This window comes from Kitasatospora sp. NPDC096204 (assembly GCF_044763205.1).
Classification (GTDB): domain Bacteria; phylum Actinomycetota; class Actinomycetes; order Streptomycetales; family Streptomycetaceae; genus Kitasatospora.
In genome coordinates this window covers 130,832-151,134 of record NZ_JBIWFT010000020.1, presented here as the reverse complement: position 1 = coordinate 151,134, position 20,303 = coordinate 130,832, and the positions used below count along the sequence as shown (strand labels likewise).

The window sequence follows — 20,303 nt, the reverse complement described above, 5'->3', positions numbered from 1 at the left end:
AGACTGACGACGACCGCACCCCCCTCTTCCCAGGGGGGTACGGGGGCCCGTAGCCCCCGGAAAAGACTTCGAGTCGAGGAGCGCACGTGGGCCTTGTCGTGCAGAAGTACGGCGGCTCATCCGTTGCGGATGCCGAAGGCATCAAGCGCGTGGCCCGCCGAATCGTTGACGCCAAGAAGGCCGGCCATGAGGTCGTCGTCGTGGTGTCCGCGATGGGCGACACGACGGACGAGCTCATCGAACTCGCGGAGCAGGTTTCACCCCTGCCTGCCGGCCGTGAGTTCGACATGCTGCTGACCGCTGGAGAGCGCATCTCCATGGCGCTGCTGGCCATGGCGATCAAATCCCTGGGGCACGAGGCGCAGTCCTTCACGGGCAGCCAGGCCGGTGTCATCACCGACTCCGTCCACAACAAGGCGCGCATCATCGACGTGACGCCGGGCCGCATCCGCACCGCCCTGGACCAGGGCAACATCGCGATCGTGGCCGGCTTCCAGGGCGTCTCCCAGACCAGCAAGGACATCACCACGCTGGGCCGGGGCGGCTCGGACACCACCGCCGTGGCGCTCGCCGCCGCGCTCAAGGCCGAGGTCTGCGAGATCTACACCGACGTGGACGGCGTGTTCACCGCCGACCCGCGCGTGGTGAAGAAGGCCCGCAAGATCGACTGGATCGCCTACGAGGACATGCTGGAGCTGGCCTCGTCGGGCTCCAAGGTCCTGCTCGACCGGTGTGTCGAGTACGCCCGTCGCTACAACATCCCGATTCACGTACGCTCGTCCTTCTCGGGTCTTCCCGGGACGATCGTCAGCAACGACAACCCGAACCAGCCCGAAGGGGGCGAGATGGAGCAGGCCATCATCTCCGGAGTCGCCCACGACACCTCCGAGGCCAAGGTCACGGTCGTCGGCGTGCCCGACAAGCCGGGCGAGGCGGCGCGCATCTTCCGCGCCATCGCCGACGCCGAGGTCAACATCGACATGGTGGTGCAGAACGTCTCCGCCGCGTCGACGGGCCTGACCGACATCTCCTTCACCCTGCCCAAGACCGAGGGCCAGAAGGCCATCGACGCACTGGGCCGGGTCAAGGAGGGCATCGGCTACGAGTCGCTGCGCTACGACGACGCGATCGGCAAGATCTCGCTGGTCGGCGCCGGCATGCGCTCCAACCCCGGGGTCACGGCGACCTTCTTCGAGGCGCTGTCCGCCGCGGGCGTCAACATCGAGCTGATCTCCACCTCGGAGATCCGCATCTCGGTGGTCACCCGCGCGGACGACGTCCCGGAGGCCGTCCGGGCCGTGCACAGCGCCTTCGGCCTGGACAGCGAGAGCGACGAGGCCGTCGTCTACGGCGGCACCGGGCGATGACCCGGGAGCGGAGCGGGAGCGTCGGGCGATGACCCGGGCACCGGGCCGGGACGCCGGGCGATGACCTGGCGTCCGAACCTCGCCGTCGTCGGCGCCACCGGCGCGGTCGGCGAGGTGCTGCTCGGGCTGCTCTCCCTCCGCCAGGACGTCTGGGGCGAGATCCGCCTCGTCGCCTCCCCGCGCTCGGCCGGCCGTACGGCGGTGGTGCGCGGGGAGACCGTCCGGGTCGTCCCGCTGGCCGAGGAGGCCTTCGCGGGGATCGACGTGGCGGTGTTCGCCGTCCCCGACCAGGTCTCCGCCCAGTGGGCGCCGATCGCGGCGGCCAAGGACGTCGTGGTGATCGACGACTCGGCCGTCTTCCGCACCGCCGAGGACGTGCCGCTGGTCGTCCCCGAGGTCAACGCGGCCGCGCTGCGGATCCGCCCGCGCGGGATCGTCGCCAGTCCGGCCGGCACCACCCTCGCGATGATCGCCGCGGTCGGCGCGCTGCACGCCGAGTACGGGCTGGCGCAGCTGGTGGTCGCCTCCTACCAGGCCGCCGACGGCGAGGGCCGCGTCGGCGAGGCGGCGCTGCGCGCGCAGACCGCCCTGGTGGCGGGCGCCGAGGTCGGCCGGCAGACCGGTGACCTGCGCGCGCTGATCGCCGATCAGGGTCCTTTCGCCGCCCCGCTCGCGCTCAACGCGGTGCCCTGGACCGGCGGGCTGCGCGAGGGCGGCTGGTCCGCCGAGGAGATGGGCATCCGCGACGAGTCCCGCAAGGTCCTCGGCCTGCCCGCCCTGAAGGTCTCGGCGACCTGCGTCCACATCCCGGTCGTCCGCACCCACGCGCTGGCGGTGCACGCCCGGTTCGAACGCGAGGTCACCCAGGAGCACGCGCAGGACATCCTGCGGGACGCGCCCGGGGTGGTCCTCTACGACGACCCGGCGGCGGGCGAGTTCCCGACGCCGAACGACGTGGTCGGAACGGACCCGGTCTGGGTCGGGCGGGTCCGGCGGGCGCTGGACGAGCCGGACGCGCTGGACCTCTTCCTGTGCGGGGACAACCTGCGCAAGGGCGCGGCGCTCAACCTGGTGCAACTGGCCGAGCTGGTGGCGACGGAGCTGACGGCGGGCCAACCGACCGAGTAGGCGCCGGGTTTCCCCACCTGTGTCCCCACCTGTCCATACCTGTGTCCGCTCCTCGACACAATCTGTCCGGAATCCCGTGGGAATCCCCTGGAGCCCGCTTCCGCCGATGCGGAAGAATGGGCCCTGGGCCGGGCAACCATGACAGGGGATCGAGTGTCCAACGTGCGTGGCGAACGTGATGGTGGGGGCAAGGGCGGGCATCCCGGCGAGAGCCGCGGTGTCCTTCCCGTCGCGCGCCCCGTGGCCTGCGAGTAGGCCGGAAGAAGACCAGATGACGGCGGCCGCACCCGGTGCGGCGGACTCCGGCGCGGGTACCGACGCGGGTACCAGCGAGGACCTGCTCACCGCGACCTACCAGGCGCACTACCGCTCGCTGCTGCGGCTCGCCGCGCTGCTCCTCGACGACCTCTCGACCTGCGAGGACGTCGTCCAGGAGGCGTTCATCCGGGTGCACGCCGCCCGGCGCAGGGTGCGCGAGCCCGAGAAGACCCTGGCCTACCTCAGGCAGACGGTCGTCAACCTGTCCCGCTCCACGCTGCGCCGCCGCATCCTCGGGCTGCGACTGCTGCCGAAGCCCATGCCTGACATGGCCAGTGCAGAAGAAGGTGCCTACGATGCCCTGGAGCGCGACCAGTTGAAGGCCGCGCTACGTGGTCTGCAACGCCGTCAGCGGGAGGTTCTGGTGCTGCGTTACTTCGTGGACATGACGGAGGCGCAGGTCGCCGAGACCCTGGGCATCTCGCTCGGCTCGGTGAAGGCCTACGGCTCGCGTGGACTCGCCGCCCTCCGCGTCCAGATGGAGGCCGGACATGGCTGAGGCGGACGGCGCCTCCGGCCCGAACGGGCCTGACGCCTCCATCCCGAACGTGCCCGGGGCGAACGTGCCCGGGGCGAACGCGTCCGACGCCGCGAACGCGTCCGACGCCGCGAACGCGTCCGGCACCGCGAACGCGTCGTCCGACTCCCTGGCCCCGGAGCTGTCGGACCTGTCCACCGAGGAACGGGCACTGCGCGAACTGCTGCACGGCGCCGTCTCCGGCATCCAGCCCGCGTCCGAGGCGCTGCCGCGGATCCGCCGGGCGGTGCCCCGCCGCCAGGCCGCCCGGCGCGGTGCCTGGACCGGGGCGGCCGCGCTCGCCTTCGTCGTCGCGATCGGCCTGCCCGTCCTGCACCAGGGAGAGCACCTCGGGCTCTCCGGCGGTCCCGGCTCGGCCGACGCCAAGAGCCCGGCCGCCAGCTCCCCCAGCGGCGTCACCGGAAGCGCCGGCGGCACCGGTGGGGCCTCGCACGGGGACCCGAGCGGCACCGGCGGGGTCACGTCGCCGTCCGGTTCTGCCACGGCCCCGCACACCCCCGGCGGCGGGCTGACGCACACCGACGGCGGCGTCGCGCCCTCCGGCACCGGCGGCGCCGACGGCGGCGGCATCGTCCCGCTCTGCACCCGGACGGACCTCGGCGAGGGCGTCTCGCAGGTCGGCGCGGCCGACGGTACCGGGCGGATCTACGGCTCCTTCACGGTCTACAACGTCTCCGCGCACAGCTGCCGGCTCGGCGGGCCGGGCTCGGTGGCGGTCACCGCCGTCAGTGGCGGCGACCGCGGCCGAGTCCACTCCGCCGACCACGCCCCGGGCGACCCGGCCGCCGACCTGCCCGCGATGGACGGGGAGCCGCCGGTGCTCGCGCCGCGGGCCGGGTACCGGGTGCCCTTCGCCTGGGTCCCCGAACGGACCTGCACCGGCTCCGGCCCGCTGACCACCCCGGCGTCGAACGGCGTCAACCGGGTGGCCCTGCGTTCGGACGTCCCGGCCGTCGAGTCCGATGCCCCGGCCTCCGTCACCAGCGACGCGCCCAGCGCCAACCCGCCGGCCTCCTCGTCCCCGTCGGCGGAACCCACCACGGCCCCCAGCCCGAGCGCCAGCCCGACCGGGAACCCGCCCACCGCGGCGCCCACCGTGACCATCGCCCACACCCCCGCCCCCGGCAGCCCGGCGGTCGCCACGGCGACCCTGCCCGTGTCGTGCGGCGGCACCGTCTACCGCGGCGGCGTCCAGGGCCTGGGCGGCCCGGCGCCGCAGCCGTCGGGCTCACCGACGGCGGGGTGACCGCCCGGCGGTGCCCGGCGGTGTTCGGCGGGCCCTGACCGGCCGGTGGTCGCCGGGTTCGGGGCCCGGGGGGCGGGCCGGGTGTGAGGAGTGGATACCGTGGGGGTGTGTACCGGTTCCTCCTGACTCCGCGCTGGCTCGGCGGCACCGTCGTGGCCGTGGCGGCCGTGGCGGTGTGCCTGTTCCTGGGCTCCTGGCAGCTCGGCCGGTTCGAGGACCGGGTGTCCACGCACCAGGAGACCAAGCAGGCGGTCACCGCTTCGAGTGACGCCCGGCCGCTTGACGCGCTGCTCAACCAGGCGACCCCGCAGGTGACCACCGAGACCGTCGGCAGGACCGTCACGGTGACCGGCAGCTACGACACCGAACACCAACTTCTCGTCCCCAACCGGGTGGTGGACGGCAAGCAGGGCTACTACGTGCTCACCCCGCTGCGCACCCCCGACGGACACGCCGTCGCCGTGGTGCGCGGCTGGGCGCCCGGGGCCCCGGCCGCCGCCGGGCCGCCGCCGGGCGGAGAGGTGACGGTGACCGGGCGCCTGCAGGCCAACGAGGCCGTGGGCAGCAACGGCGCGGTGGCGGGCGGCCTGCCTGCCGGGCAGCTCGGCATGATCAACCGGGCGTCGCTGCTGAACGTGCTGGAGTACGACGGCTGGTACGACGGCTGGGTGGCCGCCGACGACGTGTCCGCCGGGCTGGCCTCCGTACCGAGCGTGCAGCCGCAGGGCGGGGACGGGCTCACCCTGCGCGCGTTCCAGAACCTGGGCTACACCCTGGAGTGGTTCGTCTTCGCCGGGTTCGTGGTCTTCATGTGGTTCCGCCTGGTGCGCCGCGAGGCGGAGGCGGAGCAGGACCGGGCCCTCGGGCTGGACCCGGTCCTGGACTGACCGGCGCAGTCGCGCTCCGCCCCCGGCTCAGCGCTTGGTCGGCAGGGCCGGTGCCGGCGTCGGCTTGACCGCCGGCGGGGGCGGCGTCGGGGTGGGCGTCGGGAGCGCCGGCTGGGTCGGGAGCAGCGACTGGGTCGGCGAGGACGAGCCGGTGGGCAGCGGCGTCGGGTCGCTGTGGCAGTGGCCGTTCCCGCTGCCGTTGCCGTTGCCGTTGTGGTCGTCGGAGTCGTAGTGGTCGATGTGGTGGTGCACGGTGCGACCGCTCTTCGACCCCTTGGAGCCCTTCGAGCCGGAGGAGCCCGAGGAACCCGAGGAGCCGCTGGACCCCTTCGACCCCTTGGCGAGTTCGACGGTGCCGTCAGGGTCGGTCGGCTCGTACGCCGCCAGCAGCACGGACGTGCCCGCGGCCCCGCCGACGACCGTGCCCCCCGTGTTCCCCGTGCTCCCCGCGCCCGGTGCGCTCGCCTTGGTCGCGGTGGCGGGCGGTGCGGCGGCGGGCGGTGTGGCAGCGGGTGCGGCGGGCGGCGTGGCGGCCGGGCTCGTGGGCACGACCGCCGAGGGGCTCGGCAGCACCGGGCCCGCCGGGGGCGGGCAGGAGGCGTCGTTCTGCTGCGAGCCCGAGCAGCCGGTGAGCACCAGGGCCCCGGCGACCGCCGCCCCCGCGAGCATCAGCAGGCGTCTCACGCCTCCCCTCCGTCGCCGCTCGCGTCGGCCTCCGCCCGCGCCGCGCCCAGGTACCGCCGGACGAAGTCGATCTCCAGCCGCAGCTGCTTGATCCGCTCCTCCACCACCAGCGACCCGTGCCCGGCGTCGAAGCGGTACACCTCGTGCGGCTTGCCGAGCCGCTCCAGCCGCTCGACGTAGTTGTCGATCTGCCGGATCGGGCAGCGCGGGTCGTTGACCCCGGCACTGATGTACACCGGCACCCGCACCTGCTCGACGTAGGTCAGCGGCGAGGAGGCGGTGAAGCGCTCCGGGACCTCCTCCGGGGTGCCGCCGAAGAGCGTGCGGTCCAGCGACTTGAGCGCCTCCATCTCGTCGGCGTACGCCGTGTGGTAGTCCGCGACCGGCACGGCGGCGACGCCGAGGGCCCAGCTGTCGGGCTGGACGCCGAGGCCGAGCAGGGTCAGGTAGCCGCCCCAGCTGCCACCGGTGAGCACCAGCCGGGCCGGGTCGGCGAGCCCGCTGTCGACGGCCCAGGCGCGGACCGCCGCGATGTCCTCCAGCTCGATCAGGCCGACCCGCTCGTGCAGCGCGTCCGTCCAGGCCTGGCCGTAGCCGGTCGAGCCGCGGTAGTTGACCCGGACCACCGCGAAGCCGTGGTCCAGCCAGGCGGCCGGGCCGGCGGCGAAGGAGTCGCTGTCGTGGTGGGTCGGGCCGCCGTGGATCTCGAACACGGTCGGGTACGGGCCCTGCGCGGGCGCCGGCGGCCGCTGCACCAGGGCGTGCACCCGCCCGCCGGGGCCGTCCACCCAGACGTCCTCGACCGGCACCGAACCGGGCGGCACCGCGCCGGGCGCCCGCAGCACGACCGTCCCGGCGGTGGAGCGGACGGCGGAGGGCTCGGCGGCGGAGGACCACAGGTACTCGACGGTGCCGTCCGGGCGGGCGGTGGCGCCGCCGACGGTGCCGCGCGGGGTGTCCAGGCGGGTCAGCAGGCCGTCGGCGAGTCCGTACGAGAACAGCTCGCTGCGCGCCTCGTACTCGTGCTCCACCAGCAGCTCCCCGGCGCCGGGGCGCCACTGTGCGGAGACGTCGCCGGGCAGCTCGCGGCCTTGCTCGTCACGCAGCGGAAGGGCGGTCTCGACGCCGGTGGCGACGTCCCAGATCATCGGCTCCCAGCGGCCGGTGCGCTGGTGGGCGACCAGCAGGCGGGTGTCGCCCTCGACCGGGGCGAAGCCCAGGCAGGCGACGCCGCGCGGCTCGTCCCGGCCGGTGACCTCGTCCAGCTCGGCGACGGTCTCGACGCCGCCGTCCCCGGTGATCCGGACGACCCGGATCGCGGAGTGCATCGCGTCGCCGTGCTCGGTGTGGTCGATGGCGAGCAGCGTGCTGTCGTGGCTGAGGTCGCCGACGCCGCCGTACTCCTCGTGCCGGTAGATCTCGACCGGCTCGGCGCTGCCGGGGCGGCGCAGGTGCAGGGTGGTGCCGTCCTCGTCGGTGGAGCGGCCGACGACCACGGTGCCGTCGCGGCCGAGCGCCAGGCCGGCCGAGTAGGAGGCGGCGAGGCCGGGCACGGCCTCCTCGTCGGGGCCGCCCGCGAACGGCTGGCGGCGCCAGACGCCGAACTCGTCGCCGTCGTGGTCGTCGAACCACCAGACCCAGTCGCCGTCGGGGGACAGCTCGGCGTCGGTGGTGCCGTTCGGACGGTCGGTGACCTGGCGGTGGGCGCCGGTGGCGCGGTCCCAGGCGTAGACCTCGTAGGTGCCGGTCGCGTTGGACACGTACAGCGCCCGGTCCGGGGCGTCCTCGGCCCAGTCGGGCAGCGACACCCGGGCCGCCCTGAACCTCTGCTCCCACGCCGGGACGGCGCTCTTCTCCTCGCTCATCCGACCATCCAACCCGATCGGGGGGAGGGAAGGGAACGGGCGGGCGGGCTTCGGCCCGCCCGCCCGGAGTGCCGGCGTCGTCGTCGGGGGTGCCGTCGGGTCGGCGCCGGGATGCCGTCGGGATGCCGTCGGGGAGGCGCGCCGCGATCAGGCCTTGCGCGGTGCATGCGCCCTGCGGCAGGAACCGGACCAGGCCGATCGGTGCGGCGTGTCAGGGGAGTGGTCCCGGATGCGGGGGTGATCCCTCGTTCGGCCGTGGTGGGGGCGGCGTGCCTCGCTGACTCGTCGTCAATATGACGTATGCATCGCTTGTTCCCAGTTCTTCACAGCTCACGGTTCTGCCAATCCCGGATCATCGCGGTTCGCCGAGCTCGACCCGCCCCGCGAGGGGCCCGGCGCGGGGCCGCATCGCCGCCGCCGGCTCGTACGGCCGCAAGGGCGCCTTTGACCCCCAACGACCCGCGCGAGTCGGTACCGACATCGGCGACCGCCGGCCCCGGCTGGTCGGGCCCGGTCAGGGCCAGGTGGTGTGCTGGTCGACCCGGCGGTCTTCCCGGACGCGGCGGGGGCGACCGGGGCGAGGGCGACGGTCCGGGACTTCCAGCCGGGGCCGTCCGCTTCGCCCTCCACGCCCGCGCCGGCTTCTGCGTCATCGGCACCCGTGAGCGGATCCCGCAAGCACTGCGGCGTCTGGCACGGCGTTACGCTCCTTGAGCGCCGCAGCCCGACTGTGCCCTGGATCACATCATGGTGTCGGTGGAGTCGGAGTGCTTCGCCGACACTTCCTCAGCATCCGTTGCCGGCGGTCGGGGAGGGCCGGGAGGTTGCCGTACTTCCGTGCCGGCAGATACGACAGAGGCCCTGCCGGATTTCTCCGGCAGGGCCTCTGCAGTGGGTCGGGGTGGCGGGATTTGAACCCACGGCCTCTTCGTCCCGAATGAGGTCCGGGGCGACGGCCGACCTGCGCAGATACGCGAACGCCCTGGTCAGAGCGTTGGTGTTCGTTGGTTCTCGCCGGACCGGCAAGGGGTGGATCTCAAGATCTTCTCCCGAGATTCTCCCGGCGCCCCAGGCGGGGCTATCCGTCTTGATCAAACACAGATCTCCTGCGCCGCAGGTGCAGTTGAATGTTCTTCGGCCCGTGATCGGCCGATCCCTGAAGGGGTAGATGCCTCATGACCATCGCAGCCAAGACGCCCGCCGTCTGCGCCCGATGCGGCGCCCGGCTGAGCCGCAGCAACACCGACACCGTGTGTAGCCCGTGCCGCCGGGCGATTGGGCTCGCCGGCCGGGTCGCTCCGATTGCCGTGACGACCGAGCCGGTCAGCTGGCTCTCCACCTCGGCTGAGCGCACCGCGCCGCCGGACGGGTCCAACCTCGGCGACGTCCTGAAGGCCTACCGCGCGCTCCACAAGCTGAAGCAGCAGGACCTCGCCGACCTGCTCGGCTACGACCAGTCGTACGTCTCGCTGCTGGAGCGTGGGAAGCGGGTGATCAAGGACATGGACGAGCTCCGGCGCTTGGCCCAGGCGCTGGGACTGCCCGAGGACGAGCTGGGCCTGCTGCCGGCCGCCGAGGCGGCCGTCGTCTCGGTTCCCAGCGAGGAGAGCGGCCCGCAGGCCGCGGTCGAGGAACAGCGCCGATGGCGGATGACTCGCAGGGACCTGAACCGGCACCGGAGCCAGCTCACCAAGGCCGCCGCCCGGCTGTACCCCGGCGTGGACCGGGCAGGAACCAGCCCGGTGCTCACGAGGGCTGGGTGGATGTGGCCGAGCCCCCTGGACTTCGGGGACATCGACCTCACGTGGCTGACGCAGACGGTTCCGCCGGAGGTCGTGGGTGCTGAAGTCGAGTCCGAGGGCGTCCGGCCCTTGGCAGCGACCGGCGGGCGGTTCGCCCGGTACTCGCAGGCCATCCGCATGGTCGACCGGCCGTCGCTGTTCGTGAACCGGCCGAGCTTCCGGCTGCTCGACGTCACCCAGGTCGACGGCCGACCCAAGCTGTCGTTCGGCTACACGACCTACTTCGACATGGCGGACGTCTGCGAGGGCGTGGCCCATGAGCTGGCGGGCGCGTGGCTGGCGACCGGCAGCGACCCCGCATGGATCGGTGAGCCGGACTGGGACGCGCTCCCGTTCCGCTCGCTGGTCGGTGACCCGTTCGACCTCAGTCGCCGTCCGCTGCTGCCGTCCATCGACACCCTGACCATCCGGCTGGCGCCGGATGGCACGGCGTCGTTTCCGCTGCACCATCGGGCCGCGAGCAACGTGGCGTTGGCCGGCGGGACGTACCACATCATGCCCGCCGGGGTGTTCCAGCCGTCCTCGGTGATGCCGTGGGACCAGTCGAACGACTTCGACCTCTGGCGCAACGTGCTCCGGGAGTACGCGGAGGAGTTTCTGGGTGACCCCGAGGCCGATGGCAGCAGCGGCGAGCCCATCGACTACGACGGGGTCGAGCCGTTCCGCACGCTCAACGAGGCCCGACGCGCGGGAAAGGTCCGACCGTACTGCTTCGGGATCGGCTTGGACCCGCTCACGCTGGCGGGCGAGATCCTCAGCGTCGTGGTCATCGACGCCGACGTCTACGACTCGGTGTTCTCCGGCATGGTCTCCCGCAACACCGAGGGCAGCGTCATCGCCAGCGCAGGCGATGGCAAGGGGATCCACTTCACCGAGGCCAACGTTCGCCACCTGCTGGACAATGAACCGCTCGCGTCTGCCGCCGCCGCGTGCCTCGACCTGGCGTGGCAGCATCGCGGACTGATCCTGAACTGAGGAGGAAATCCGTGCGCGTACTCGTGACAGGCGCCTTCGGGTTTGTCGGCACCGCCGTTGTCCGACGTCTCGCCGAGGCGGGCCACGAGGTGGTTGCCCTGACCCATCGGCCACCGGGGGCCCCGCTCCCCGAGCTGCCGGTGGCCGAGGTGGTTCACGGCGACATTCGCGACGAGCAGGCCGTTGCGTCGGCCGTGCGCGGCGTGCACGCCGTCTGCCACCTGGCCGCGCTCACGCGGGTGCGCGAGTCCTTCGAGATGCCCGATGAGTACCACGACGTCAACGTCAACGGCACCGCGACCCTGCTGGCCGCGCTGCCCGGTCGAGCTGCCGTGGATCGCCCGGTGGTCGTGCTCGGTTCGACGGCCGCGATCTACGGTGCCCCTGAGCAGCAGCCCATCGGCGAGGACGTCGTGCCTGCTCCGAGCAACCCGTACGGTGCCTCGAAGCTCGCTGCGGATGAGCTGCTCAAGCACGAGGGGGAGCGGGGCACCGTCCAGGCGGTGAGCTTGCGGTGCTTCAACATCGCAGGCTCGGTGGGTGGGGTGGGGGACACCGATGAGTCCCGGATCATCCCGAAGGCGCTTGCCGTGGCGGCCGGCCGCCACCCGCACTTGGAGATGAACGGCGATGGGAGTGCCGTCCGGGACTTCGTCCATGTGGATGACCTGGCCCGCGCGTACGTCTTGGCGTTGCGGGCTGGGGACTTCGCGTACCGGGCCTACAACGTGGGCGCGACTCCGGCGAGTATGCGCGAGATTGTCGATGCCGTGGAGCAGGTCACCGGACGGCCTGTGCCAATAGTTCACCGCCCTCCGCAGCCGGAGCCGCCCCGGCTGGTCGCCGACCTCACCCGGATCACGACCGAGGTCGGGTGGAAGCCCGAGCGGTCCGGCCTTCGGGACCTGATCCGAGACGGGTGGGCGGCGACCAGTCGGGGCGGGCTTTGACCTACTCCGCCAGGCGGCTCTTCACGCTGTCGGGAAGCGCGTCGACCGCGTCCCGCCAGCGCTGGAGAGCCGCTTCAGCATTGACGGACCCGCTTTCGGCGTGCGCCAGCTCGCGCAGGGCTTGCTCGATCGCCTGTCCGGCCTGCAGTACGGGCAGGGCCCAGTCGGCGGCCCCTCGGGAGTGCCCGGCGAGGCGCGGCGGGAACTGGACGAACACCCCCTTCCCCTGATGTCCGACCACATAGCCTTCGGATCGAAGCAGCGCGATGGCGGCCTTCACGACCGTGCTCGACACGCCGTAGTGATCCATCAACTTCCGTGTCGACAGCAGTGGGCTACCTGAAGCCAACTCGCCGCTACGGATTCGTTCCCGCAGGTCATCGGCTAGCTGGAGATAAGCCGGCTCGCCCTGGAACTCGGTCACCAATGATCCTCCAGTTGACGTCTCGCACTTAGTGCACCAGTTTGCCGCAGCCTCGTCGCAGCGAAGCACTTGCCAACTTGGCGCACTAAGTGCACCATGTTCATTGTGAGGGCAACGCCTCGGCGTGAAGCCTCATATGACAGGCCGTCATTGGTCTGACGTCATGCGTCGGAGCAGGCTTGTCGCAACAGACGGCCCGCGATCAAGCGGGTCTCTGTCAAAACCATCAGCTCTTGGGGCCCTTCTTTGGGCTGCCCTGAGCTGGACAAATGCGACCGGCGGGTGCCGGGGAAGGCGGCTTGGCCGCACGCCCTACGGACTGCTCGGCATCGCGGTTCCTTGAGAACTGAACAGTGATCGTGCGGGACCGACGCGAGGGCGGCGGTCACGGTAGGCGCCTAGGTTGAGGAACCGGGGGAGAGCCGCCGTGATGGACGACGCCCTCCCCCTACGCAGTGGCATGCCACCCCTTCGGGGGTGTGGGGCCGGACGGGACGCTGACCAGGCCGATTCGTACGGCTGGATGGCGCCCCGGGAGTACAGCGGAGTCCCAACGCACGTGGCGGGATGAGACAGACCGCCCCCGTGGTGACCGGGTGATGTCGCCGGCGGCAGCGAGCCACGCAGCACTCCTGATCCGGGAGTGCGCCGCCCTGCTGGTGCTGAGCAGAGACGCAGCACCGGACCAGGCCCGTGAGACCTGACGCCCGTAGGACGGGCACCCCCAAACCACCAGCCCCGGCAGGGGCTTCGATCTGAGGAGGGCGCGCCCATGGGCATGCCCCAGAGCTGTATCCGGCCCCGCCGCTGACCAGCGGGCGGGGCTCACCGCTTCCGGTCGCATTTACCAGCGATCACGGTCCCCGGCGCGCGCCGGCCGCCCTCGCGGCGGCGGGTTCGCGTCGGGTTCCGCGGCTGCTCGTGAACGACGAGAAGCTGGGCCCGCGCAAGACGGGCCGCCGCGCTCCGGCCAAGGAACGCGCGGCGGCCCTGCGGGCTCACCCCCTGAATCAACGAGGTGACCCCATGAAACTCATTGTCGCAGGCCAGGAGGCCGCGACTCCCGCCGAGTTCGCGGAACTCGCGTGGGGGACCGGCGTCGACTTCGGCTTCGGCGTCGATGTCGAGCTGTTCGACGGCAGCGCCGACGCCACCGATGAGGACCGGATCGTGCGGCTCGACGTCGCCCGGGAGGTCTTGAAGGACCTGGACGGGCCGGAGGCCCGGTTCGCGTCCGCGCTGATGCGCACGGCCGAGCGCCGCCGGGTGCTGACCTGGAAGGCGGCCGCGTGATGGCCGCCCAGTTGCACTCCCTCCTCGCGGGTGCGACCCGCACCCCGCACCTGGTTGCCCGCCCGGCGGCGACCGTCCTCGCCGAGTACCGCCCGGACGGCGACGGCGACCTGCGCGGCGCGGCCTGCGCCGGCGTCGACACCAACCTCTTCTTCCCGGAGGTCGACGAGGACGCCGAGGACATCGAGATGGCCCGCGCGGCGGCCGAGTGGTCCGAGCGCCGCGCCAAGATGTTCTGCGCCGGATGCCCGGTCCGCACGATGTGCCTGGAGCTGGCGCTGGAGCGGCGCGAGAAGTACGGCATTTTCGGTGGGCTGAACGCCGCCGAGCGCGCCGCGCTGCACCGCCGCCGGCAGGACTACGCGGCCCGCGAGCGCCGCGCCGCCGGGGGTGCTCACTGATGAACGCCCCGATGCTCACCGCGCTCACGACGCGCTCACCGCGCAACCGGCGGTGGTCGCGGTGAAGCTGCGAGTGAGCCCGGACCAGATCCGCTCGGCGGAGTTGGCGCTGGCCGTGGGAACGTGGACGATCACGCTCGGCGCGGTCCTCTACAGCGTGCTCACGGTGACCCCGCTGATGTCTCACCACAGCCCGGACGGCTGGGAGTGGACGGCCCCGATCCTGCCGCTGGTCGTGGACGCGGCGGTGGTGATCGTGGTCCGCCTGGACAGCGTGCTCGCCCGCCTGGGTGGCGACGGCGGCCGGTGGCCGGTGGCGCTGCGCTGGATGACCGGCGCCATGACGGTGCTGCTCAACGTGGGTCAGAGCGCGTTGGATCACGACGCGGTCGGGGTGGCGGTCCATGCGGTGGCGCCGCTGCTGCTGATCGTCACGGCGGAGACATCGCTGGCCTACCGGCGGGCGATCGCCGCCGCGTTGGCCGCCGATGAGGCCCGTGAGCGCGATGAGCGGGCCGAGCGCGAGCGCCGCGCCGAGCAGCGCCGCCGGCAGGAGCGCGAGGACCGGCAAGCCGAGCAGGAGCGGGCCGACCAGCGCGAGCGTGAGCGCCGTGAGCACGACGAGCGGATGGCCGCCCAGCAGCGTGAGCACGAGCTGCGGATGGCCGACGAGGAGCGCCAGGACCGGCGGCGTCTGGAGGATGCCGAGCGGACCGAGCGTGAGCGTCGTGAGCGCGAGGTGAGCGAGCGTGAGCGCCGTGAGCGCGAGCGTGAGCGGGTCGCCGAGCAGGAGACCGAGCGGCTGCGGCAGGAACTCCTCTCCGCGCCGGCGGCGGCCGAGCGCCTTCCCGAGGACGACGCCCGGCTGACCGTCCAGGCCGCCGTGACGCTCGGCATCCCGCAGCGCCGGGCCGCCGAGCTGACCGGCTGGTCGACCGGATGGATTGCCGCCCGCTACCGCGAGTTCGGCACGGCCAGCACGGAGCGGCCCGCTCTGCACGCCGTACCCGCCACCACCGAAGACACCACCCCCCGCGAGGAGCAGGCATCGTGACCACCACCACCGACACCACCACGGCCGGCGTTCAGATCGCCGCCGCCGCTTCCCTGCTTGCGCTCTTCACTGCCCACCCCGACCTGCCCGCGCCGAGGATCACCAGCGAGCGCGTCGCCACCGACGAGCGCGACGCCTCGGGCAACCTCCTGCTCACCGAGGGCCTGACCCTCGCCTTCCACTGCGACACGTCCCTCACCGACTTCGAGCAGTGGCGCCAGCGCCTCGGCCTCGACCCGGCCGCCGTCGGCCTCGCCACGACGGGCCGCTTCGCCTGGCTCTACGTCACCACCACCTGCACCGGAACGCCGATCCGGCTGGTCGGCTACTTCGACCTGCCCGAGACCGCCTCCGACTCGACCGCCGCCTGAGACCACGGGAGGACCCGTCATGAGCACCGACCGCGTCCCGGCCCCGGAGCCGGAGTTCGAGCAGACCCGCGTCGTGGACGTCTTCCCGCTCCACGGCTTCATGTGCGCCCAGACCAGCAACGAGGACGGGACCGCCCGCTGGTGGCACCTGTTCACCCTCGCCGGGCGCTCGCTCGGCTCCACCAACCGCCCCGAGCTGATCGGCTCCCTGATCCAGCAGACCCGCTGACCCCCGAGGAGAAGCCATGAGCACCGTCCGCACCTTCCGCGCCACCGACGCCACCAAGCTCGTCCTCGACCTGCCCACCGGCGACGTCCGCGTCTGCACCGACCCCGACGCCACGGCCATCACCGTCATCCTCGCCACCGACGACGACCACGGCCCCGCCGCCGACGCCGTCACCCAGGCCCGGATGCAGGAGGGCCTCACCACCCTGAGCATCGACGTCCCGCAGGTGGACAGCGGCGGCATCACCATGACCACCCGCGGCCGCAACGTCGTGTTCCAGTCCGTCGGGACCGGGAACATGACGATCATCAACGGCCAGGTCATCACCGCCGACACCTACCACCTCGGCGTCAGCCCGGTCACCGCCACCGTGCTCATGCCGCCCACCGCCCGCGGCATGGCCCTCAAGACCGCCTCCGCCGACCTCACCGCCACCGGCCACCACCGCCTGCTGGCCGTCACCTCCACCTCCGGCGACGTCCGCGTCGACTCCGCGGACATCCTGACGGTCACCACGATCTCCGGCGACGTCACCGCCCAGCGCATCGGCGCCGACGCCGAGATCATGTCCACCTCCGGCGACGTGCGCATCGCCGTCCACGAGGGCCACACCGCCAACATCGACACGGTCTCCGGCGACGTCCGCTTCACCGCCGGCACCCGCGCCACCGGCAGCGTGTCCGTCCGCGCGGTCTCCGGCGACATCACCCTGACCGGCACCGGGCGCCTCGACGTCACCGCCCACACCGTCTCCGGCCGCAAGCACCAGAGCTGACAGGAGCCCAGGACGTGTCCGTCACCGAGATCACCCTCGTCTCCTTCGGCTACCTGCACGGCGCCCCGCCCGAGGCGCACCTGACCCTCGACCTGCGCCGCCACTTCCGCGACCCGCACATCGACCCGACCCTGCGTCACCAGAGCGCCCACGACCTGCCGGTGCGCCGGGCCGTGCTCGGCACGGCGGGTATCCGCGAACTGATCGCCGGTGCCGCGCTGGTGGCGGACTCGTTCGACGCCGGTCCGTCCGACGCGCCGCTGACCATCGCGGTCGGCTGCGCGGGCGGACGGCACCGCGCCGCCACCGTCGCCATGGCCCTCGCCAAGCGCCTCGCCAAGACCGGTGCGACCGTCAGCCTCACCCACCGCGACCTCGACAAGCCCGTCGTCGACATGAACCGCACCGACGCCAACGCCCTCGCCGCCGCCCTCGACCGGGGCGCCGCCGCCAAGGCCGACGCCGCCTGCTCCGGCGACGCCGTCGCCGCCGACCCCGCCAACGACGACCTCACCCGCCGGCAGGCGTCCGCCGCTGCCCGCATCCTGCTCGGCCAGGCCCGCGACATGTGGGCCGACGCCGCCGCCATCCGCGACGGTGTCGACCCCGTCGAGCTCGGCTACACCGACTGACCTGGAACGGAGACACCATGACCAGCATCCGGGCCGCCCGGTTCGCCGCTGCCTACGCCCTTCTCCGGTCGGCGGCGGACGTCGCCGACCACTGGATCCAGACCGACCACCAGGCCACCACCAAGGGCCTGCCGGGGGCGGCCGGGCGTGAGGCCTGCGCCGCCCACGTCGCCTCCTACGTCGCCGTTCAGGGTGCCGCTCTGCTGGGCGGCGCCCGCCTGCTCGGCATCCGTCTGCGGCCCGGCCCGGTGGCCGCTGCCCTCGCGCTCAGCGCGGTCACCCACTACGTCGCCGACCGGCGCGAGCCCCTGCGCCGCCTCGCCGACGCGACCGGCAAGGGCGACTTCGCGCGGCTGGCCGACCACGGCCTCAACGGTGGCTACCTGCTCGACCAGGCGTGGCACCACGCCGCCGAGACCCTCGCCGCGCTCGTCGCCTCCGCCTGACCCACTGCCACCCGAAACGAGACCGGAACGGGAGGAACACCATGAACAGCACGAACAGGTGGACGTCTGACCACCTGACGGCCCCGGGCGGGACCGCCATCTACGCCGCCCAGCAGCGCGAACGGCTGCGGCAGATGGCGGACGAGGTCCAGGCCCTGCTGCGCGAGTACCGCTCGGACCTGGAGTCGGTGCGCATCGACGGCGACTGGCTGTTCCAGCCGCGTCTGCGCGCCTACTTCGCGACCCGGCCGCTCGCCGATCTGGAACACCACCTGCGCGAGGCGGTGAACGCCGCCGGAAAGCTCGATGTCCAGCACAACCGCCGCTACGTCGAGCTGCCGAAGAAGCGCGAGGCCCGCGCCGCCGAGAAGGCCCTGAGGAATGACCGCAAGGCGGGAATCCAGGCGGCCCGGAGCGCGGACGCGGTGGACACCGCCGCTACCCTCCACGGCATTTCTTCCGCGCTTTCCGAGAAGGCGGACGGGAATTCCGGAGAAAAGCAGTCTCCGGCATTCCTCGACTTCCTGAAGGAGAGTGCCTGATGGCGCTTTCCCCCGGGCAGGTCGCCTACTGGCAGAAGCGCCTGGCGGCGACGACGACGAACGCCGACCGGGCCCGGGTGCTGTGGGACCTGGCCCGCACCCTGGCCGGCGCCGACGAGGAGTTGTCGGCCGACCTGGTGCGGATGCTCAGCGCCTGGACTCAACACCACGCCGTGTCCTGAGCACGCTCCCCTGGTGACGCTTCGCGCTCATCATCACCACGCCGCTCCGTGAATCCGGGGGTCCCACGTACGCGTGCACGCGTACGCGTGAGGACCCCCGGACCCGTGACGGAGCGTGACACCCGATTGGAGGCCCCATGGCCGACAACGAGGGGACCGTGCTCGGGTTCCCCCGGCTGACGGTGCCGGGGGTCGTCGCCGAGGACCGGCCGCCCGCCGGCCCTCCGGTGCTGGCGCCACTCGCCACCGACCTGGCCCCGCCCGCATCCCTGTCGATCCCCGACAACCCCGAGATTTCCCGCGAAAGCGAACACCCCGCACCGGCCGGGCCGCCGCTTTCGGCGGGCGGCCCGGCGAATGTCGCCGCAATGTCAGCGGTCATGATGGCGGGCATCACCGTGGCCGCACTGCGGGGCGCCGCCCATTTCGTCGCCTACATGAAAGCTCGCGCCGAACACCAGAAGACGGTGGAGCGGCAGCGCACACCCTCCGCCTCTGCCGGGAATCCACAGCATGTGGATTCCCGGACGCACATTCCCGGAGTCGCGCCCCGGGTGCAGTCCGGTCCGGAATTCGGGCGGAGCACGCGCCATTCGGCGCAGCATTCGCCTCACACCGGCCCGCAGGTCCCGGCGACGTTCCGCCAGAGCCCCACCACCCCGGGCGGCACGCCGGGCAGCAGGACGCCCGAGAAGCCCCTCCACGGCCGTTCTGACGGCCCCTTGGGGGGCGGTGGCAGCCCGGGGGCGGATCGGGTGCGGGAGGCCCGCAGAAGGGTCCTGGAGGGCTCCGGGTCGACGGGGCGCCAGAATCGCCTCTCCGGCGGCGGGAATTCGGGTGGCGGCGGGGTGGCTCCTTCCTCCGCCCGCGATCGGGACCGGTCGGCCGGGCGCCTGCTGCGACAGCCCGCCGGGCCGGACACGATTCGAGGTGCGGCCCGGCGCCGCATGGCCGAGCGCATCACCCACGGCCCCAAGGACCGCCCGGACAAGCCGGAGCGGTCCCCAGCGGGGCCGGACACGATCCGGGGGGCCGCCGGCCGCCGGGTCGCCGACCGGATCACCACCGGCTCTTGGAAGCCAACCGGCGCCCACAAGCCCCCGACCGGCTCGACGCCGACGACGATCCGCGCCGCGCTGCGGGCCCGGGCCGCCGACCGGATCCTCAACGGCCGCAAGCCCAAGCCCGACAGTCCGGGTGACCCGGCCACGCCCGAGGAGCAGGCCACACCGGCCGGGCCGCCCGGCACCGATCTCGCCGTCGCACCGGGAACGGCCACCGCCGGCGCCAAGCCCGACGGTGGTCGTTCCCGGCGGGGCCGGGTAAAGCCGCCGAAGCGCCCGCGCCGTAAGCGGCGGCTCGTGACGCCAGGCGGCGCGACCGGGGCCAGGCCCTGGCGGAGCCGTCCCGGACAAGGCCGGGCCAGTCGCGAACGCCCCCGCCGAGACCGCCGGCGACAGCGCACCCGGGACGCGTGGTGGTTCCGCCGATACCGCGCCCCGCGGACCGAAGAGACCACCCCGCCCGCCGGTTCGGCCACCAGCGCGGGCGGCGGGTTCGCTCCGCCGCCGGGCTGGGCCTGGACCGAGGGCGAGACGATCACGGTCGAACGCGCCGACGGCGGCCCCCGCAAACCCCGCCCGCCCGCCGCCCTCGGCCGTGGCCAGGCGGCCCTGCCTCCCGCGCCGCACCGCACAGCCCACGCCCGGCCCGGCACCACACGGCCCCCATCTCCCCCACCCCCGAGGCCTGTTGGAGGACAGTCCGTGAGTATTCCCCTGCCGCGCGCCACGCGCGGCGCGCAGTATGTCGACGCCGAGCTGACGATCTACGACGTCATCGAGGCGGACGCCGACATGGGCGAGGAGATCACCCAGGGCGCTGCCGAGGCCAAGCAGGCCGCCTCCGATTGCGAAGAGCTGGCCGGGCAGCTGGAGCGGCTCTACGCCAAGGTCCTCGACCTGAAGGTGCCCGGCATCCTGGCGCCCGCCGTCGTCAAGCTGATGGAGAAGACCGCGAAGGTCAAGGCCCGCGCCGAGGCGATCGCCGAGAAGATCCCGGCCGCCGCCGAGGCCATCACCGCCGCCGGCGACAACGCCGCCGCCCGCCACAAGCCGCTGGCGGACGCCGTGCGCGACGCCGGCCACACCGCACCCGCCGAGCGCGACTACCACAACGAGTAGGGAGGGCGTCC

General features: G+C 73.0%; 21 protein-coding genes. 18 read left to right on the top strand and 3 right to left on the bottom strand.

Going from position 1 to position 20,303, the window contains the following annotated elements; genetic code table 11:
* Window positions 1-86: 86 nt before the first annotated feature.
* From ACIQ87_RS22860 to ACIQ87_RS22840, 5 genes are all read left to right on the top strand, one after another.
* A complete protein-coding gene (locus tag ACIQ87_RS22860) occupies window positions 87-1,367 on the top strand; it encodes an aspartate kinase (protein WP_316522622.1) in 1,281 nt (426 codons plus the stop codon).
* 60 nt (window positions 1,368-1,427) lie between these two features.
* A complete protein-coding gene (locus tag ACIQ87_RS22855; RefSeq protein WP_402409575.1) occupies window positions 1,428-2,495 on the top strand; it encodes an aspartate-semialdehyde dehydrogenase in 1,068 nt (355 codons plus the stop codon).
* A 271-nt stretch (window positions 2,496-2,766) separates the two neighbouring features.
* Window positions 2,767-3,312, top strand: a complete 546-nt coding sequence (locus tag ACIQ87_RS22850) for a SigE family RNA polymerase sigma factor (protein ID WP_392868345.1) — start codon at window positions 2,767-2,769, stop codon at window positions 3,310-3,312.
* On the top strand, window positions 3,305-4,597 hold the full coding sequence (locus ACIQ87_RS22845; RefSeq protein ID WP_402409573.1) for a hypothetical protein: 1,293 nt from the start codon (window positions 3,305-3,307) through the stop codon (window positions 4,595-4,597). Before ACIQ87_RS22850 ends, ACIQ87_RS22845 begins: the two co-directional genes overlap by 8 nt.
* 107 nt (window positions 4,598-4,704) lie before the next feature.
* Window positions 4,705-5,484, top strand: a complete 780-nt coding sequence (locus ACIQ87_RS22840; RefSeq protein ID WP_402409571.1) for an SURF1 family protein — start codon at window positions 4,705-4,707, stop codon at window positions 5,482-5,484.
* A gap of 27 nt (window positions 5,485-5,511) precedes the next feature.
* Here ACIQ87_RS22840 and ACIQ87_RS22835 read toward each other — a convergent pair whose 3' ends face one another.
* The gene (locus tag ACIQ87_RS22835) at window positions 5,512-6,168 is read right to left on the bottom strand and encodes a hypothetical protein (RefSeq protein WP_402409569.1); all 657 of its coding nucleotides are present in this window, start codon (window positions 6,166-6,168) and stop codon (window positions 5,512-5,514) included.
* A complete protein-coding gene (locus ACIQ87_RS22830; protein ID WP_402409567.1) occupies window positions 6,165-8,033 on the bottom strand; it encodes a S9 family peptidase in 1,869 nt (622 codons plus the stop codon). The genes ACIQ87_RS22835 and ACIQ87_RS22830 overlap by 4 nt, the downstream gene beginning before the upstream one ends.
* Before the next feature lie 1,307 nt (window positions 8,034-9,340).
* On the opposite strand from ACIQ87_RS22830, the gene ACIQ87_RS22825 reads away from it, so the two are divergent.
* Entirely contained in the window at window positions 9,341-10,810 is a 1,470-nt protein-coding gene (locus tag ACIQ87_RS22825) for a helix-turn-helix domain-containing protein (RefSeq protein ID WP_402409565.1), read from the top strand.
* Window positions 10,811-10,821: 11 nt separating this feature from the next.
* Window positions 10,822-11,760, top strand: a complete 939-nt coding sequence (locus ACIQ87_RS22820) for an NAD-dependent epimerase/dehydratase family protein (RefSeq protein WP_402409563.1) — start codon at window positions 10,822-10,824, stop codon at window positions 11,758-11,760.
* 1 nt (window position 11,761) lies between these two features.
* Here the strand turns inward: ACIQ87_RS22820 and ACIQ87_RS22815 are convergent, their stop codons facing one another.
* A complete protein-coding gene (locus tag ACIQ87_RS22815) occupies window positions 11,762-12,184 on the bottom strand; it encodes a winged helix-turn-helix domain-containing protein (protein WP_402409561.1) in 423 nt (140 codons plus the stop codon).
* A 921-nt stretch (window positions 12,185-13,105) separates the two neighbouring features.
* On the opposite strand from ACIQ87_RS22815, the gene ACIQ87_RS22810 reads away from it, so the two are divergent.
* The 11 genes from ACIQ87_RS22810 to ACIQ87_RS22760 all read left to right on the top strand — a co-directional run bounded on the left by ACIQ87_RS22810 (window position 13,106) and on the right by ACIQ87_RS22760 (window position 20,292).
* Window positions 13,106-13,477, top strand: a complete 372-nt coding sequence (locus ACIQ87_RS22810) for a hypothetical protein (RefSeq protein WP_402409559.1) — start codon at window positions 13,106-13,108, stop codon at window positions 13,475-13,477.
* A complete protein-coding gene (locus ACIQ87_RS22805) occupies window positions 13,477-13,878 on the top strand; it encodes a WhiB family transcriptional regulator (RefSeq protein WP_402409558.1) in 402 nt (133 codons plus the stop codon). Before ACIQ87_RS22810 ends, ACIQ87_RS22805 begins: the two co-directional genes overlap by 1 nt.
* Window positions 13,879-13,951: 73 nt before the next feature.
* Window positions 13,952-14,932, top strand: a complete 981-nt coding sequence (locus ACIQ87_RS22800; protein WP_402409589.1) for a DUF2637 domain-containing protein — start codon at window positions 13,952-13,954, stop codon at window positions 14,930-14,932.
* A complete protein-coding gene (locus ACIQ87_RS22795; RefSeq protein WP_402409556.1) occupies window positions 14,929-15,303 on the top strand; it encodes a hypothetical protein in 375 nt (124 codons plus the stop codon). The genes ACIQ87_RS22800 and ACIQ87_RS22795 overlap by 4 nt, the downstream gene beginning before the upstream one ends.
* Window positions 15,304-15,322: 19 nt before the next feature.
* Window positions 15,323-15,532, top strand: coding sequence for a hypothetical protein (locus tag ACIQ87_RS22790; protein WP_402409554.1), 210 nt, complete (start codon window positions 15,323-15,325; stop codon window positions 15,530-15,532).
* 16 nt (window positions 15,533-15,548) lie between these two features.
* On the top strand, window positions 15,549-16,307 hold the full coding sequence (locus ACIQ87_RS22785; RefSeq protein ID WP_402409552.1) for a DUF4097 family beta strand repeat-containing protein: 759 nt from the start codon (window positions 15,549-15,551) through the stop codon (window positions 16,305-16,307).
* 14 nt (window positions 16,308-16,321) lie between these two features.
* Complete coding sequence (locus ACIQ87_RS22780) at window positions 16,322-16,939, top strand: hypothetical protein (protein ID WP_402409551.1); 618 nt, start codon at window positions 16,322-16,324, stop codon at window positions 16,937-16,939.
* 17 nt (window positions 16,940-16,956) lie between these two features.
* On the top strand, window positions 16,957-17,385 hold the full coding sequence (locus ACIQ87_RS22775; protein ID WP_402409549.1) for a hypothetical protein: 429 nt from the start codon (window positions 16,957-16,959) through the stop codon (window positions 17,383-17,385).
* Between the two features lie 41 nt (window positions 17,386-17,426).
* On the top strand, window positions 17,427-17,927 hold the full coding sequence (locus tag ACIQ87_RS22770; RefSeq protein WP_402409547.1) for a hypothetical protein: 501 nt from the start codon (window positions 17,427-17,429) through the stop codon (window positions 17,925-17,927).
* Window positions 17,927-18,109, top strand: a complete 183-nt coding sequence (locus ACIQ87_RS22765) for a hypothetical protein (protein ID WP_402409545.1) — start codon at window positions 17,927-17,929, stop codon at window positions 18,107-18,109. Before ACIQ87_RS22770 ends, ACIQ87_RS22765 begins: the two co-directional genes overlap by 1 nt.
* Before the next feature lie 137 nt (window positions 18,110-18,246).
* Complete coding sequence (locus tag ACIQ87_RS22760) at window positions 18,247-20,292, top strand: hypothetical protein (RefSeq protein WP_402409543.1); 2,046 nt, start codon at window positions 18,247-18,249, stop codon at window positions 20,290-20,292.
* Window positions 20,293-20,303: the final 11 nt, after the last annotated feature.

Coding starts and splice junctions, on each gene's coding strand:
- ACIQ87_RS22855 (WP_402409575.1), top strand. CDS start 1,428: ATGACCTGGCGTCCGAACCTCGCCGTCGTCGGCGCCACCGGCGCGGTC.
- ACIQ87_RS22850 (WP_392868345.1), top strand. CDS start 2,767: ATGACGGCGGCCGCACCCGGTGCGGCGGACTCCGGCGCGGGTACCGAC.
- ACIQ87_RS22845 (WP_402409573.1), top strand. CDS start 3,305: ATGGCTGAGGCGGACGGCGCCTCCGGCCCGAACGGGCCTGACGCCTCC.
- ACIQ87_RS22830 (WP_402409567.1), bottom strand. CDS start 8,033: ATGAGCGAGGAGAAGAGCGCCGTCCCGGCGTGGGAGCAGAGGTTCAGG.
- ACIQ87_RS22805 (WP_402409558.1), top strand. CDS start 13,477: ATGGCCGCCCAGTTGCACTCCCTCCTCGCGGGTGCGACCCGCACCCCG.
- ACIQ87_RS22790 (WP_402409554.1), top strand. CDS start 15,323: ATGAGCACCGACCGCGTCCCGGCCCCGGAGCCGGAGTTCGAGCAGACC.
- ACIQ87_RS22785 (WP_402409552.1), top strand. CDS start 15,549: ATGAGCACCGTCCGCACCTTCCGCGCCACCGACGCCACCAAGCTCGTC.
- ACIQ87_RS22775 (WP_402409549.1), top strand. CDS start 16,957: ATGACCAGCATCCGGGCCGCCCGGTTCGCCGCTGCCTACGCCCTTCTC.
- ACIQ87_RS22770 (WP_402409547.1), top strand. CDS start 17,427: ATGAACAGCACGAACAGGTGGACGTCTGACCACCTGACGGCCCCGGGC.
- ACIQ87_RS22765 (WP_402409545.1), top strand. CDS start 17,927: ATGGCGCTTTCCCCCGGGCAGGTCGCCTACTGGCAGAAGCGCCTGGCG.
- ACIQ87_RS22760 (WP_402409543.1), top strand. CDS start 18,247: ATGGCCGACAACGAGGGGACCGTGCTCGGGTTCCCCCGGCTGACGGTG.